This window comes from Algoriphagus faecimaris, assembly GCF_900101705.1.
Classification (GTDB): Bacteria; Bacteroidota; Bacteroidia; order Cytophagales; family Cyclobacteriaceae; genus Algoriphagus; species Algoriphagus faecimaris.
The window spans coordinates 65,094-79,568 of sequence record NZ_FNAC01000020.1 but is presented as its reverse complement, the minus strand read 5'-3'; the positions used below and the strand labels follow the sequence as shown (position 1 = coordinate 79,568).

Here is a 14,475-nt window from a genome sequence, read left to right as displayed (position 1 = left end):
TTACATAAGCTGTTGAGCGAATGGACTTTGGACACCACCCCATAGAGCATAAACACCAGCTGCTTCCAGGTATCCATGGTCTTATAATACCGATCTGACTGAAAAGTGTTCGTTGCTTGGTCAACGATCTCCCGGGGAATAAAAGAAAGTAACTGACTGATGATCGGATGACCTGATAGTTTTGTATGTTGCACTGGGTTGGTTGTAGTGTGGTAACCGCAACATCCCATTTAAAGCGGAATTAACCTAATCGGTGGTTCCGCTTTTTCAGTTTTGTACTATTCCAAGAAAGCTAACTTACATTGGTAATTTTACTCGGATGACAGTAATTTTTAATTTAAATTATTGAAAATCAATTTTCTATTCCCCAGCATTATGAATCGAATTCTATTTGTATTATTCTCTCTTACCTTTCTCATACTAAGCTGTACCTCAAAAAATTATGGTCCTGAAGGAGAACGAATAATCGATTTGGAAAATATCAGTAGCCTGCACATTGAAGGCAATTTTACTGTCCTTATCCAACAAAGCACTGATGAGCAATTGATCCTAAACGCACCAGAAGAACTTATTGACAAAATAGAAGTCACTCAAAACAATGGGCAACTTAAAATTATGCTCGATGAGCAAACCAAAAACTTTTTGGAAGAAAATACCATACAATTAGATATTAGCCTTACAGACCTTTCTTTTTTGGAATACTCCATCGCCGGAAAACTAACCATTCTCCCCTATTTCCAAGTGGATGATATTAGAATTCAAGGTCAAGGTGCTGGAAAGGTTGAGCTAAACCTGGAAGCTGAGTCAATTATTGCAGAATTCAGTATGGTAGGAGAAGCTACCTTAAATGGCTCAAGCGAAAATTTCACCTTAAGAAATGACGGATTAGGAAAGATTGATGCTTCTGAGCTTTTTGCAAAAAACACCGTACTGAGTTCGTCAGGAATCGGAAGTATTCAGGTTTATGCAGAAGAGACACTTTCCCTAAATGTGAGTGGAATAGGAAAGGTAGTGTACTCAGGGCCAGCTGAAGTCATCAAAAGAAATGTCAGTGGAATTGGAAAAGTAGAGTACCAAGAAAGCACTGCCCGTCACTAGCATTCAAGATTCCCATCAGGATAAAATCTCTTTTCTCTATGAATACGATAAGTCCATAGACTTGGAATAAGTTATTTCATTGCATCTTTTTACACTTAGATGGAATATCGTATCTTGATTTTCCCTTTTAACCCTTAGCACTATGATATTATTGATTATTGGACTGATTGTCCTCCTCTTGGTCTTTTACGGTGTCAGCATTTACAACCGACTTGTCAAACTCAAAAACCTCGTAGAAGAGGCTTGGAGCGGAATAGATGTACAGCTTAAAAAGCGCTACAACCTTATTCCTAATTTAATAGAAACCGTAAAAGGCTATGCCAAGCATGAGTCAGAGACTTTTGAAAAAGTAACTCAGGCCCGTACCCAGGCACAATCTGCCCAAACAGTCGAAGGACAACAAGCAGCAGAGAATCAGTTAGGCAAAGCTCTGGTCAACCTTTTTGCTGTTGCTGAGCAATATCCAGACTTGAAAGCGAATACAAATTTCCTTGATCTTCAAGAGCAACTCTCTATCGTAGAGCAGGATATTGAAAAAGCTAGACGCTATTATAATGGTACAGTGAGAGACAAAAATATTTTGGTAGAGTCTTTTCCTAGTAACCTATTTGCCAATGCCTTTGGGTTTAGCAAATCTGCCTTTTTCGAATTGGATAATGAAGCTGAGCGAACCGTTCCTCAAGTCAAGTTCTGATGAAGAAGTTTTTGATTTTTTTTCTTCTACTATTTCCGTCTTGGATTTTTGCTCAGAGTGAAAAAATAGATCGGTTTCATGCTGAAATCCGAGTGGATGCAGAAGGCTTTTTAGAGGTTCGTGAGGAAATCACCTACACGACCAAGATTTCTGGAAAACGCGGAATCGTTCGTTCACTTCCGCTTTCACGAAAAATGAGCAATGGGAGGACCATTCGTCCCAAACTTGATTTGATTTCAGTAGAAAAATCAGGTCAAACATCTCCCTATCATACAGAGAAAAGAGGGGGTTTTCTGACTATTTATGTTGGAGAGGAGTCTGTGTTTCTAGAACCGGGAACATACAACTATGAGATCAGCTATCGCTTACCGGATCAAATCGAAGCATTCGAAAATTATGATGAGCTTTTCTGGAATGTAAATGGAACAGCTTGGGATTTCCCGATGGACATAGTCAGTGCGGAGATCATTTTGCCATCCAATGCAGACCTTATTCAGTCGGCCTGCTATACAGGTGCGTTTGGTAGTCGCGAACAAAATTGTAGGTACGAATCAGGTGAAAGCTCGCATTATTTTGAAGCTCAAAACCTTAATGCCAGAGAAAACTTAAGTATAGCCGTTGGTTTTTCTAAAGGCGTAGTAGCGCCTGTCCCACCCCCCAATACTTTTCAAAAATACGGCATTCAGTTTTTGGCCCTCAGTTTCGGTTTTATTCTCTTGTTTTATTACCTATTCACATGGACGAGGTATGGAATAGATCCTCCAAAACCGACAGTAGTTCCCCAATTTGATCCTCCTGCGGGTTTATCCCCAGCTTCAGTGGCACTGATTGCTTCTGGTAGCTACGCCAAAAATATGATCACTCCTGCTTTAGTAAATTTGGCCGCTCAAGGATATCTAAAGATCAATGACGAAAGCAGCTCCTATGTATTCGGAATTTTCAAATCCCAACGCTATAATCTTATTAAAGTCAAAGAAGGAGACGAGAAGCTAGCTGCAGAGGAGAAAATTCTACACAGCTATATCTTCAGAGTGGAAGATCAAGTCAGCCTAAGTGGGAAATACGATTCCCGATTTGCTACGGCTGTGGAGAAGTACAGGGAAAGTCTGAAAACACAATGGAATTCCCTAATTTTCGAAGGCTTCAATGCCAAATTTTGGGTGGTGCCGATTTTGCTTTTGATCTTTTTTTTCATCCTCAATGTGACCATGAGTGATTACTTTGTTTTCGAAAAACAAGCAGAATGGGTGATTCTTTTTTTTATAATTAATGTAGTGCTCTTTCTTTTCTATCAATGGCTCATTCGAAAGCCAGCCAAAAGAAAGCTTCAGCTTAGAGCCGACATAGAAGGGTTTAAAATGTATATGAGTGCGGCAGAGGAGCGAATGCTTCAAAGCTTCAATCCTCCGGAAATTACTCCAGAACGATTTGAAAAATTGCTTCCTTATGCCATTGCCTTGGATGTGGAAGAGATATGGGGGGATAAGTTCTCTCGAAAACTTGCCGAGGCCAGCACCATGCAGTCTAGAAATGCGTATCAACCACTTTGGTACAATAAACCCGTAGCAAACATCGGTCGCTTTGGCCATGCTTTAAACTCCAGCCTAAGCAATACCTTAAGTTCTTCCAGTATTAAACCATCCTCTAGTGGAGGCTCTGGAGGTGGCGGGTTCTCCGGCGGCGGAGGCGGTGGAGGTGGCGGAGGTAGCTGGTAAATTCCCGCTACTCCCCTACTGTACAGCTGCTAAATTCTGATTTCCAAATTAGCTGTACTTCTGACAAATCGGCAATACTGATCTCTGCTGTATTAAAAACATTACCCTGACAATCATAAAAAATAGGTACTGAATTGCAATTAGGGCAACAATTCTGGAGAACAAATAGGGTCTGATCTTGAAAAATCCCCTCAGTTATATAATTGAAGGTTCGACCAAATTCTGTGACTTCCAACTGTTCGATCAATTCGTTTAGCCAATCCAGATTTTCTGTAGGGTTTTCAACTCCACATGCGAGGAGCGGATCTACTTTTTCTTGGCAGGAAAAGCTAAACATTAGCAGTACCAGTAATAATAACAAGCTGTTTTTCTTCATGGTAATGGATTTTAAATAAGGTCCAATGCTATTGTTACGGACTTCCAATAACTAATGATACAAAATATTTTATTTTTTATTCTTTAAAAAATTCAGAATTTGCCAATCATGACCCTAGCCCATGAACTGGATGCTATCCGACTAAATTTCTCACCCAATGATTTATTGGCTCTCAATCTTGCTCTAGCACTGATTATGTATGGTGTGGCTTTAGACTTGAGACTGGATGACTTTAAGTACCTCATCAAAAACCCTAAGGCCTTCTTTCTTGGCATATTCACACAGTTTCTTCTTCTTCCTTTTTTGACTTGGGTATTGGTAAATATCCTCAATCCACCTCCTAGTGTGGCTTTGGGGATGTTTCTAGTAGCCGCCTGTCCTGGTGGAAATGTTTCTAATTTTCTAAGCAGTCTTGCCAAAGGAAACACTGCTTTATCAGTCAGTTTAACCGGCTTTTCTACTCTGATCTCTATTTTTTCCACTCCTTTAAATTTTGCACTTTGGGCGGGACTATACTCACCAACTGCCAACTTACTCCGGTCAATTAGCTTGGATATTTCGGAGGTTTTCTTTACCGTAGGCTTGATTTTAGGTCTTCCGCTTATTTTAGGAATACTGACGCGTAGGTATCGTAGTCAGCTTGCCGAAAAACTTTCAAAACTCCTGAAGCCGCTAAGTATTCTAATTTTTGCGGCTTTCGTGATTTTAGCATTTACTGGAAATTTTGACTTGTTTTTACGCTACATCAGTTTGATTTTCCTTTGGGTATTTCTACACAATTTGATAGCACTTTCGGCAGGTTTTTTGACTGCCAAACTGGGTAATCTGCCTTTGGCTGATCAAAAAACTATAACGATTGAGACTGGAATTCAAAATTCCGGTTTGGGCCTCGTATTAATTTTTACGTATTTTGACGGTTTGGGAGGAATGGCCATCATTACTGCACTTTGGGGAATTTGGCATCTGATTTCTGGGATTTTGATCGCCAGTATATGGAGTAAAAAATTATGAAGAACCTTTTTAATGCTTTTCTGAGGCTCTTAGTCAAGATTGCATTACATCTTTATTTTAAAAAAATAACGGTCTCAGGCAGGAGGAATATTCCCAAGAATGTACCTATCATCTTGGTGGCTAATCATCAAAATGCGCTGATTGATCCGCTTCTATTGGCAACACATACTTCGCTGCGTCCTTGGTTCTTGACGCGTGCATCGGTCTTTAAAAATCCCATTGCTGCTAAAATCCTTCATTTTATCCGAATGCTTCCTGTGTATCGGGTGAGAGATGGCTTTTCGACAATTCAGCAAAATCAAAAGACCTTTGACGCTACATTTGAGGTATTAAAAGCGAATGGAACAGTGATTATTTTTGCCGAGGGAAGTCATAGCTTGGTTAGGAATCTTCGTCCCCTAAGCAAAGGCTTTACCCGTATGGCTTTTGGCCTGAAGGAAAAATACCCTGAATCTAATCCAGTCATCCTACCTGTGACACTTGAATTCAGTGCACATCAGCGAACAGGAAGTCGGGTTAGAATCAATTTTGGAGAGCCCATACCCGTGGATATACCACATTCACAATCCGGCAAGTTGACCAAAGCGGTGGAAAATAAGTTGAAGGAAATGATTGTTTCCATTCCTGATGAAAACTATGAAGAAAAACTAGCTCAGCTGCTCGAGGCTCAGGTTGATATTACTGATCATCAAGCTGTTAATCAATTCCTAAATCAAAAAAAGGTATCGCGTCACATCTCCGAACCTTCAAGCTTGAGAAATAAAGTGATGAAGATTTTCAACTTCCCGCTTTATTGGGCTTGGCTTTGGATCAGTCCCAAAATCGAGGATAGGGTTTTTGAGGCTACTTTTAAGTTCTTGATAGGATTCTTCTTGGGTCCGATTTGGTATTTTCTACTCATATTACTGCTTTTGGAAGGTCCCTTTCCAGAATGGACACTTACTTTCCTACTGATGGCAGTAATCAGCATCCTATGGAACAAGAATCCTCAGCAATAAGTTAGCTAAGTACCAAATAATATTTGGATGATTGTGTAACTTTGAGCAAGCGAATCAAAACCCAAAAATAACATCTTATGAGTCAAGACTTTCTTCCCATCAATGGGACCGATTACGTAGAGTTGTATGTAGGCAATGCCAAGCAATCTGCGCTTTTTTACCAATATGCCTTTGGATTTGAGTTGATTGCCTACTCAGGACCAGAGACTGGCATTAGGGATCGATCTTCCTACGTATTAAAACAAGATAAAATCCGATTAGTCCTAACTTCTTCCATGCAGGCAGATCATTCTATTTCTGAGCATGTCAAAAAACATGGAGACGGAGTCAAAGTCCTAGCCCTATGGGTGGATGATGCGGAAAAGTCCTGGAAAGAAACCACCTCTCGGGGGGCAGAATCTGCGGGAGAACCCACCGTCGTTCAGGATGAGCATGGAGAAGTGAAAATCGCCTCTATCCGAACCTATGGAGAGACCATTCATACTTTTGTAGAGCGAAAGAACTACAAAGGAGTTTTCTTACCGGGATTCAAGCCTAGAAAAAGCACCTATCAGTCTACTTCCATTGGTTTGAAGTACATCGATCATTGTGTTGGAAATGTGGAATTGGGTGAAATGAACCGTTGGGTTCAGTTTTATGAAAATGTCATGGGCTTCAAGCTCTTGATCACTTTCGATGATAAGGACATTTCTACTGAATATTCGGCTTTGATGTCAAAGGTAGTCTCCAATGGCAATGGGTACATTAAATTCCCAATCAACGAACCTGCAGAAGGAAAGAAAAAATCACAAATTGAGGAATACCTCGATTTCTATAATGGCGCTGGAGTTCAGCACATGGCCATTGCGACGGATGATATCATTCATACCGTAGGAGAATTGCGAAAAAGAGGAATAGAGTTCCTTGAGGTTCCTCTGACTTACTACGATGATCTGTTGGATCGTGTGGGGGAGATTGACGAAGATTTGCAGCCTCTAAAGGATCTAAATATCCTGGTGGATAGAGATGATGAGGGCTATTTGCTTCAGATTTTCACCAAGCCCCTTCAAGACCGACCTACTTTATTCATTGAGATCATTCAGCGCAAAGGAGCAACTTCCTTTGGAAAGGGGAATTTCAAAGCGCTTTTTGAAGCAATTGAGCGCGAACAAGAGCTAAGAGGAAATTTGTAATTCTCCTCATCAACTAAAACAGGCTGTCTCACAAATCAATCTAATTTCAATCTGAGCGTCTACGAAGGCTATTTCTATGGTTTCGGACCACGTTTCGATTTCGAGACTCTAGTCTCTCCAGTGCTCAATGTGACAATTTCACTTTTGAGACAGCCTCTTTTTTTATCCGTTTTTGATGATCTCTTCTAGTAAAAGCTACTGTGGGTTTTCTTGAGTTTTTCAGGATCAAACTTTATCACCTTGCGGTCATAGGTCATCAAACCATTGACTTCTACTTCCACATCGGTTGTTTGAGTATAAATCGCCGCAGCTAATCCTTTTGGAATCATTCCTTTGAGATCGTCCAGCAAAATAGCATACCTTCCCATCAATTCTTTTTGATCTGAAAAACTTTGATAACCCCAATTATCACGTTTTTGCCAAGTATGCCCTTCTACAGGGAGACCCAAGCCACCAAATTCTCCCAAGACCATGATTCTATTTTTTCCGAAAATAGCCGGATCGGGCATGACTGGGTCAGGATAATTATGTAAATCCATAATATCCCCTACCACATCGTTTCCTTCCATTTCAAAATTTCCCCCACTGGCACTATTGATTAGTCGAGTAGGATCAAGCTTCCTTGTGAGTTGAACAATCTCTTTGGTTTTAAATTGTCCCCAAGCTTCATTAAAAGGAACCCAAACAACAATGGATGGAAAGAATTTAAACTCTTCCATGATCTCGGTCCACTCCCGCCTGAAGATTTCCTCAGACTCAGGACTTCGATCCTTATTCATTCCCTCTCTGATTACACCGGGTCGCACTTCCCATCGATTTCCCATATCACCGCTTGGCATATCCTGCCATACCAACATCCCCAACCTATCAGCATGATAATACCATCGGGCAGGTTCTACCTTGACGTGTTTTCTGATCATATTGAAACCCATCTCCTGAGTCTTCTCGATATCAAAAAGAAGCGCTTCATCCGTAGGTGCCGTGTACAAGCCATCCGGCCACCAACCTTGATCCAAGGGTCCATATTGAAAAAGAGCTTTTCCGTTCAGGAAAATCCGTTGGAAACCCTCGCTATCCTTAGCCATGCGTACATCCCGATAGGCGAAGTAAGAATTCACCTGATCGACACGCTTTTTCCCATCAAATAAAGTAACCTTTACCTCATAGAGATTGGGCTGATCCGGAGACCAAGGTTGAGGATTTTGTAAGAGTAATTTTAAGGCCTCAGAGGCTTTTCCACGCACTGAACCTATCAGTATATTTTGATCATAAACTTGGACCTCTATTTCATGTGACTTCTTTGGGTTTTGAATTTGGGAGTAAAAAACCTGCGTACTTGAATCCCATTCAGTTTCCGAGTAAAATTGTAGCAAATGGCTTTCCGGTACGGTCTCCAACCAAACCGTCTGCCAAATTCCTGTTACTGGTGTATACCAAATACCTTTGGGCTCTTTTACCTGCTTCCCTCTAGGTTGAGGGCCCGAATCACTTGGATCCCAAACCCGCACACGTAGGGTTTGACTCTTCCCATTATTCAACTGATCCGTGATATCAAAAGAAAACGCATCAAATCCTCCCTGATGAATCCCTACCGACTGGCCATTGACCCAAACTTCTGCTTCCCAATCGACAGCCCCGAAATGTAGTAGTACCCGATTTTTTCCCTTTTTCAGCTCAAGATCGAAGGTTTTCTCATACCATAATTCCATTTCAGGACCTACAGTCTCTTGAACGCCAGATAAATAAGACTCAACTGGGAAAGGAACAACAATCTCCCCTGCAAAGCCCATCTCCGGAAAACTTCCCTTTGGCAAAATGGAGTAATTCCATTTCCCATTGAGATTCTGCCATTCCGATCGAACTAACTGAGGCCTAGGGTATTCTTGCAAGGGCTTCTCCAAATTTACCTCATCAGTCCAGGGTGTTTTTAGGTATCCTGATTGGGCATATACCAAGCTGGACAAAGGCAGAAATAATAAAAACAATACTTTTTTCATAGGGCAAAATGGCTTACTGATAAAATTCAAACTTTAACTTAAGGTTCTGACTAGTTGCTTTTGACTTACTCGTACTGCTTGACGGATTTGGGGATTCAGCTGAGGGGTAAAGCTCTGCCTGATGAAATCCAAAGCTTATATTTTCATATTTAGTTTGATCCGAATTTGGAGACAATAGGGCTGAAACTTTCAATTCAAAGGGCGTCACCCTTACATTCAAATCTTCGAATTTGAGCTGTAAAGCTTCAAAATTCCCAATACTAAGCTTACTAAATTCCTTTTGCTGACTTGCCTCAAAAGCCCTTGTAAATTCCGTTTGATTTTCTTCAACCCAAGAGCAGGAAAAAAGAATTTCCTCCAAAACCTTGAAGTTTAAAGCAGGGCCAGAAGAGATTGGGCTAAGGTTTTCGAATTGAAGTATACCTGAGGGAAAAACTGTCCAAAAAGAGTTGATTTTTCCATCAATTATTTTCTGAATCAGAATGGAGCCATTACGATTTCGTTTCCATTGAAGCTTCGTGTCTTTTTCTTCGAAATCTTGGGATGACAACTGATGAAAATCCAATAGTTTCATTCCTATTTTGATTTTCTCCAGCCCTCCAGAGGCTTTTCCAAAAACAAAGAGCTGTTCTCCCACCCGCAGCTGTAAATCCACGGTAGATTCTCTAATGCTGATGGGATTTTCCACTTGATGGGTGCTTTCCTTAGGACAAAACCAAAAAGCCAAAACGAGTGAAGAAAAGAGTAAGAATGTAAACTTGACAAAGTTGAGGGGCATATCTCTGAGGGTGTGAGTTTTAAAATTAAGTGATTTATCTTCATTAAAAAATTTCAACATCCGTTTCTTAGCAGTACTGAAACCCAATTGAACTTCAATCAACTTTGTCCTAACATAGTAAAAAAGGAAAAATCAATGGAGAGTCTTAACAATGAAAATGTAGCAATTAAACAAAATTGATGGCGGTTTTTGACATTTTCTATATATTAGAACAAACCTTAATTTTTACCCATTATGAATTCAATAGATCAATCTATTCTGGTCAGAGCGAAAACTTGGCTTGACAGTGAAATAGACCAAGAAACCAAAAATCAAATTTTAAAACTTCAAGAAGAAGATCCCACTGAGTTTGTGGATTCATTCTACAAAGACTTGGAATTTGGTACAGGTGGACTTCGCGGGCTTATGGGAGTGGGCACCAATAGAATGAATGTGTATACCGTCGCCATGGCTACACAGGGTTTGGCTAACTACCTGATTCAGTGCTTTCCCAATCAAGAAATCTCTGTAGCCCTCACACATGACTGCAGAATCAACAATAGACTTTTTACCAAAACGACCGCTGATGTATTTACAGCCAACGGGATCAAGGTCTATTATTTTAGAGAAATGCGACCTACCCCCATGCTTTCATTTGCGATTCGGTACTTCGGATGCAAAAGTGGGGTGATGGTCACGGCCTCCCACAATCCCAAGGAATACAATGGCTACAAGGCTTATTGGGAAGACGGAGCTCAGGTGGTCGCTCCTCATGATAAGAATATTATCGCTGAGGTTCAGAAAATTACCTCATTCGATATGGTCAATTGGAATAAAAGAGATGAACTGATCATGTACATCGAAGAAGACTTTGACCACATTTACATGGAAAAAGTAAAGGGTTTGAGTCTTTCGCCCAAAGCTATACAGGAAGAAAGTGAGCTATCGATTGTCTTTTCTCCTATTCATGGAGCTTCCGGTAAAATGGTTCCTTTGGCATTAAAGGAATATGGATTTACCAACGTCCATATCGTCAAAGAACAGGCAGAACCGGATGGTAATTTCCCAACCGTCATCTATCCCAATCCTGAGGAAGCCGAAGCATTGACACTTTCCATTGAATTGGGAAAAAAAGTGAACGCAGATTTGATCTTGGCTTGTGATCCAGATGGAGACAGATATGCAGCTGTCGTACCTAATGAAAAAGGGGAATTTGAATTATTAAATGGTAATCAAACAGGCACACTCCTCACCTATTACCTACTGAGCAAGTGGGAAGAAGCAGGCAAATTGGACGGAAACCAATTCATGGTCAATACGATAGTGACAACCGAGTTGATCAATGTGATCGCGAAAGGTTTCGGCGTAGAATGCTATAATGTATTGACAGGGTTTAAAAATATCGCAGCCATCATCCGAGATTTGGAAGGTAAGAAAACCTATATCGGTGGTGGTGAGGAATCCTACGGCTACCTTGTCGGGGATTTTGTAAGGGACAAAGATGGAGTAAGTGCTTGTGCCCTAGTAGCCGAACTAATCGCTTACTACAAGACCAAAGGCAAGTCTGTGTTTGATGTATTGGCTGAAATCTATCAAAGATTTGAGTTCTACAAAGAAGCCTTGATCTCCGTAACCAAAAAGGGAAAAGATGGGGCAGAACAAATTCAAGCTTTGATGATGGATTTTAGACAAAATCCACCAAAGCACATGAATGGCATCCCTGTAGAGAAGATCATCGATGTGAAAGAAGGGAAAATCCAACATGTCCTGACAGGAAAAACAGAAAAGTTGCACATGGACTCCTCTAATGTGATGCAGTTTTATTTGGAAGACGGGAGTAAAATTTCTGCTCGACCATCAGGTACAGAGCCAAAAATTAAATATTATTTTTCAGTTCATGCACCCCTTAATGACAGGGGAGATTATCGAAAAGTAGAAGCTCAGCTAGAGGAAAGATTGGAGGGATTGAAGAGATACTTTTCTTGATTTGAAAAAGTAAAATGCGAAAAGGCAGCCTATTTAGGTTGCCTTTTCTTATTGACTTATAGTTTTCCAATATGCAATAAAGCCTCTCCTACATTGATGACGGGGAGATTATTCAGTCCGATGACATAACCGTTTGAAGGTGCCTTGACCGGAATCTTCACCTGCCCATAAGGGTCTGAAATCCGAGCGAGAATTTGTCCTTTTTTCACTTGATCTCCCAGTTTTACCGAGGAGTTAAAAATACCTGATGCTCTGGATCTTACCCAATCACTTTGCGAGAGAATCAGCGTATCTTTAGCTTCGGGATTTTCAGCAATCATTCCGAGATGATGAAGGAGTCGTTTGGTTCCATTGACTCCTTCTTCGGTAGACAATTCATCGATACGCATGGACTCTCCTCCTTCAAAAACTAGAATATGTTTTTTGGCTTTAAAGGCTTCTTTTCGAAAGGTTTTATCAATCATTTTACTATTGACTACGTAGTGTGTACCAAAAGCTTTGGCGAGCTCCACCCCTACTTTATCTTTAAAGTCAACACGGATTTGAGGATGATTGGTCAGCATTCTTCCACCGGTATGAAAATCAATACCAAAATCTATCTGAGGGATAATCTCTTCACTTAAAATATAGGCTATCCTACCGGCGAGAGATCCTTTTTTGCTCCCGGGAAAACTTCGGTTAAGATCTCTTCCATCAGGGAAAGTTCTACTATTGGAGAGAAAACCATAAATATTCACTAGTGGAATGATGATTAATGTACCTTTAAGTAACTCAAGGCCAGCATCTATTTCTTCTAAAATCCTCCTTGCAGTCACTATTCCATTGATTTCATCCCCATGAACTCCTCCGCTCACCAGGACTACGGGGCCTTCCTCTTTTGCAGCACGAATAAAAATCGGTAAATCAATCAAGGTGTGCGTAGGAAGCTTAGCGATAGGCAATTCAATGTTAACTGCTTGACCAGGTCTTATTTTTATTCCGTTGATTTGGACTTCTCTCATAGAAGATGACAGCAAATAGGTTTCAAATTCAGATAAAACTTGCTTATTTCGCAAGCCAACTTGAGCACATGAAGATACAAGAAAACATTTCTCTGCAACCTTATAATACTTTTGGTATAGACAAAAAAGCTAGATTTTTTGTAATTGCTCGCTCTATCTCAGATTTGAAAGAAGCCTTAGCATTTGCTGAAGAGCAAAAGATTGAGATTTTTGTCCTGGGCGGTGGTAGTAATATTTTACTGACAGATAACCTCGACCAACTTGTTATCAAAAATGAGCTGAAAGGAATCGAAATCATTGAAGAGGATGGTGAAAACATTTGGGTAAAAGTAGGCGCAGGAGAAGTATGGCATGATTGGGTGATTTATACCATCGATCAAAATTGGGGTGGATTAGAAAATCTCTCTCTTATCCCTGGCACAGTTGGCGCCTCTCCAATGCAAAATATCGGCGCTTATGGAGTGGAAATTCGAGACACTTTTGACAGCTTGGAAGCATTGCATAGAGTTGACAAAAGCATTCAAAAATTTGACGCTTTGGCTTGCGAGTTTGGCTATCGGGAGAGTGTTTTCAAGCATAAACTCAAAAATCAATACATTATCACATCAGTCACCTTCAAGCTAAGTAAACAACCCAAGTTTAACATTGAATACGGAGCCATCAAGGAAACGCTAGATGCTTTTAATATTCAGTCCCCAAGTGTCAAGGCCATTTCGGATGCAGTGATTCATATCCGTCAATCCAAACTTCCAGATCCGAAGGAAATAGGAAACGCTGGCTCATTTTTCAAAAACCCAACTATTTCTGATTCAACATATCAATCTTTGCAAAAAGAACATCCAGAAATTCCAGGCTATCCGAATGAAGAAGGGGTCAAAGTTCCTGCAGGCTGGTTGATCGAAAAAGCAGGTTGGAAGGGTAAACGAATAGGAAAAGTTGGAGTTCATGAGAAACAGGCACTAGTTCTCGTGAATTATGGAGGAGGTCAAGGGGAAGAAATAGTCTCTCTTGCCAGAGAAATTCAAGCATCAGTTTTGGAAAAGTTTGGAATTGAACTCAGTCCAGAGGTGAATTTTCTTTAGACCAGCTTATCATTCACTTCGATTTCCTTTTGATAGCGCTCTACTTCCACTCCAAATTTCTTCAGAAAGTCTACACCTTCATCGCTTCCTATTCCCTTGTATTCTGCATAGGAAAACAAGTAGATGACTTTAGAAATACCCATGGAAAATATGATCCTCGCACAAGGAAGACAAGGTGCTAAGGTCACATAGAGCGTAGACCCCTCTACCGCTGTATTGTTTTTGACCGCATAGAGAATGGCGTTTTGCTCTGCATGCAGAGCAAGAGAACAGCTTCCTTTGCTATCTCTGGCACACCCATGCTCTGGAAACTCCACATCACAGTTATGAGTCCCTGCCGGCGGGCCATTGTAGCCAATTGAAATTATTCGGGTCTCCTTTGTGAGTACAGCACCTACGTGTTTTTTGATACAATGAGACCGCTTGGCAAGATTAACGGCCAACTCCATAAAAATATCATCAAAATCAGGCTTTGTCATATTGGAAATTTTGCCCAAAATTAGCATTTGATTGCTTTGGAAATAAGAATGATGAAAAAAGCTTCTGTTTTTTTTAGATATTTCCAGTATTCAACTACCAGGAGAATTA

General features: G+C 40.6%; 14 protein-coding genes. 8 read left to right on the top strand and 6 right to left on the bottom strand.

The features are described 5' to 3' along the window. On the bottom strand, nt 1–194 hold a 194-nt coding region (locus BLQ57_RS11875; protein WP_175444668.1), incomplete at its 3' end, for a DUF4372 domain-containing protein. A gap of 181 nt (nt 195–375) precedes the next feature. On the opposite strand from BLQ57_RS11875, the gene BLQ57_RS11870 reads away from it, so the two are divergent. From BLQ57_RS11870 to BLQ57_RS21165, 3 genes are all read left to right on the top strand, one after another. Beyond that, nucleotides 376–1,098, top strand: a complete 723-nt coding sequence (locus tag BLQ57_RS11870) for a head GIN domain-containing protein (RefSeq protein ID WP_087939776.1) — start codon at nt 376–378, stop codon at nt 1,096–1,098. Nucleotides 1,099–1,240: 142 nt separating this feature from the next. Then, on the top strand, nt 1,241–1,792 hold the full coding sequence (locus tag BLQ57_RS11865; RefSeq protein ID WP_087939777.1) for a LemA family protein: 552 nt from the start codon (nt 1,241–1,243) through the stop codon (nt 1,790–1,792). Beyond that, nucleotides 1,792–3,507, top strand: coding sequence for a DUF2207 domain-containing protein (locus tag BLQ57_RS21165; protein ID WP_087939778.1), 1,716 nt, complete (start codon nt 1,792–1,794; stop codon nt 3,505–3,507). The genes BLQ57_RS11865 and BLQ57_RS21165 overlap by 1 nt, the downstream gene beginning before the upstream one ends. 7 nt (nt 3,508–3,514) lie before the next feature. On the opposite strand, the gene BLQ57_RS11855 is transcribed toward BLQ57_RS21165, so the two are convergent. Next, nucleotides 3,515–3,883 (bottom strand): hypothetical protein, encoded by a 369-nt coding sequence (locus BLQ57_RS11855; protein WP_092824106.1) that lies wholly within the window; start codon nt 3,881–3,883, stop codon nt 3,515–3,517. Nucleotides 3,884–3,991: 108 nt separating this feature from the next. On the opposite strand from BLQ57_RS11855, the gene BLQ57_RS11850 reads away from it, so the two are divergent. From BLQ57_RS11850 to hppD, 3 genes are all read left to right on the top strand, one after another. Further along, entirely contained in the window at nt 3,992–4,894 is a 903-nt protein-coding gene (locus BLQ57_RS11850; protein WP_087939780.1) for a bile acid:sodium symporter family protein, read from the top strand. Beyond that, the gene (locus tag BLQ57_RS11845; RefSeq protein WP_087939781.1) at nt 4,891–5,892 is read left to right on the top strand and encodes a 1-acyl-sn-glycerol-3-phosphate acyltransferase; all 1,002 of its coding nucleotides are present in this window, start codon (nt 4,891–4,893) and stop codon (nt 5,890–5,892) included. Before BLQ57_RS11850 ends, BLQ57_RS11845 begins: the two co-directional genes overlap by 4 nt. A gap of 77 nt (nt 5,893–5,969) precedes the next feature. Further along, on the top strand, nt 5,970–7,064 hold the full coding sequence (gene hppD / locus BLQ57_RS11840) for a 4-hydroxyphenylpyruvate dioxygenase (RefSeq protein WP_087939782.1): 1,095 nt from the start codon (nt 5,970–5,972) through the stop codon (nt 7,062–7,064). Between the two features lie 185 nt (nt 7,065–7,249). Here the strand turns inward: hppD and BLQ57_RS11835 are convergent, their stop codons facing one another. Together BLQ57_RS11835 and BLQ57_RS11830 are read right to left on the bottom strand one after the other, a co-directional pair. Next, a complete protein-coding gene (locus BLQ57_RS11835) occupies nt 7,250–9,061 on the bottom strand; it encodes a glycoside hydrolase family 2 protein (RefSeq protein WP_087939783.1) in 1,812 nt (603 codons plus the stop codon). A gap of 13 nt (nt 9,062–9,074) precedes the next feature. Beyond that, nucleotides 9,075–9,899 (bottom strand): hypothetical protein, encoded by an 825-nt coding sequence (locus tag BLQ57_RS11830; protein ID WP_175444667.1) that lies wholly within the window; start codon nt 9,897–9,899, stop codon nt 9,075–9,077. A 174-nt stretch (nt 9,900–10,073) separates the two neighbouring features. Between BLQ57_RS11830 and BLQ57_RS11825 the strand changes: the two genes are divergently transcribed. After that, complete coding sequence (locus BLQ57_RS11825; RefSeq protein WP_087939785.1) at nt 10,074–11,804, top strand: phospho-sugar mutase; 1,731 nt, start codon at nt 10,074–10,076, stop codon at nt 11,802–11,804. A gap of 56 nt (nt 11,805–11,860) precedes the next feature. Here BLQ57_RS11825 and BLQ57_RS11820 read toward each other — a convergent pair whose 3' ends face one another. Continuing rightward, the gene (locus tag BLQ57_RS11820; protein ID WP_087939786.1) at nt 11,861–12,805 is read right to left on the bottom strand and encodes a succinylglutamate desuccinylase/aspartoacylase family protein; all 945 of its coding nucleotides are present in this window, start codon (nt 12,803–12,805) and stop codon (nt 11,861–11,863) included. A 5-nt stretch (nt 12,806–12,810) separates the two neighbouring features. On the opposite strand from BLQ57_RS11820, the gene murB reads away from it, so the two are divergent. Next, the gene (murB, locus tag BLQ57_RS11815; protein ID WP_262481077.1) at nt 12,811–13,887 is read left to right on the top strand and encodes a UDP-N-acetylmuramate dehydrogenase; all 1,077 of its coding nucleotides are present in this window, start codon (nt 12,811–12,813) and stop codon (nt 13,885–13,887) included. Here murB and BLQ57_RS11810 read toward each other — a convergent pair. Beyond that, entirely contained in the window at nt 13,884–14,366 is a 483-nt protein-coding gene (locus BLQ57_RS11810; protein WP_087939840.1) for a deoxycytidylate deaminase, read from the bottom strand. The two genes, murB and BLQ57_RS11810, sit on opposite strands and share 4 nt — an antisense overlap. Between the last annotated feature and the right edge of the window lie 109 nt (nt 14,367–14,475).

Excerpts from the sequence above, each read along its gene's own strand:
- BLQ57_RS11870 (WP_087939776.1), top strand. The coding sequence starts at position 376 with ATGAATCGAATTCTATTTGTATTATTCTCTCTTACCTTTCTCATACTA.
- BLQ57_RS11865 (WP_087939777.1), top strand. The coding sequence starts at position 1,241 with ATGATATTATTGATTATTGGACTGATTGTCCTCCTCTTGGTCTTTTAC.
- BLQ57_RS21165 (WP_087939778.1), top strand. The coding sequence starts at position 1,792 with ATGAAGAAGTTTTTGATTTTTTTTCTTCTACTATTTCCGTCTTGGATT.
- BLQ57_RS11855 (WP_092824106.1), bottom strand. The coding sequence starts at position 3,883 with ATGAAGAAAAACAGCTTGTTATTATTACTGGTACTGCTAATGTTTAGC.
- BLQ57_RS11850 (WP_087939780.1), top strand. The coding sequence starts at position 3,992 with ATGACCCTAGCCCATGAACTGGATGCTATCCGACTAAATTTCTCACCC.
- BLQ57_RS11845 (WP_087939781.1), top strand. The coding sequence starts at position 4,891 with ATGAAGAACCTTTTTAATGCTTTTCTGAGGCTCTTAGTCAAGATTGCA.
- hppD (WP_087939782.1), top strand. The coding sequence starts at position 5,970 with ATGAGTCAAGACTTTCTTCCCATCAATGGGACCGATTACGTAGAGTTG.
- BLQ57_RS11835 (WP_087939783.1), bottom strand. The coding sequence starts at position 9,061 with ATGAAAAAAGTATTGTTTTTATTATTTCTGCCTTTGTCCAGCTTGGTA.
- BLQ57_RS11830 (WP_175444667.1), bottom strand. The coding sequence starts at position 9,899 with ATGTTGAAATTTTTTAATGAAGATAAATCACTTAATTTTAAAACTCAC.
- BLQ57_RS11825 (WP_087939785.1), top strand. The coding sequence starts at position 10,074 with ATGAATTCAATAGATCAATCTATTCTGGTCAGAGCGAAAACTTGGCTT.
- BLQ57_RS11820 (WP_087939786.1), bottom strand. The coding sequence starts at position 12,805 with ATGAGAGAAGTCCAAATCAACGGAATAAAAATAAGACCTGGTCAAGCA.
- murB (WP_262481077.1), top strand. The coding sequence starts at position 12,811 with ATGACAGCAAATAGGTTTCAAATTCAGATAAAACTTGCTTATTTCGCA.
- BLQ57_RS11810 (WP_087939840.1), bottom strand. The coding sequence starts at position 14,366 with ATGACAAAGCCTGATTTTGATGATATTTTTATGGAGTTGGCCGTTAAT.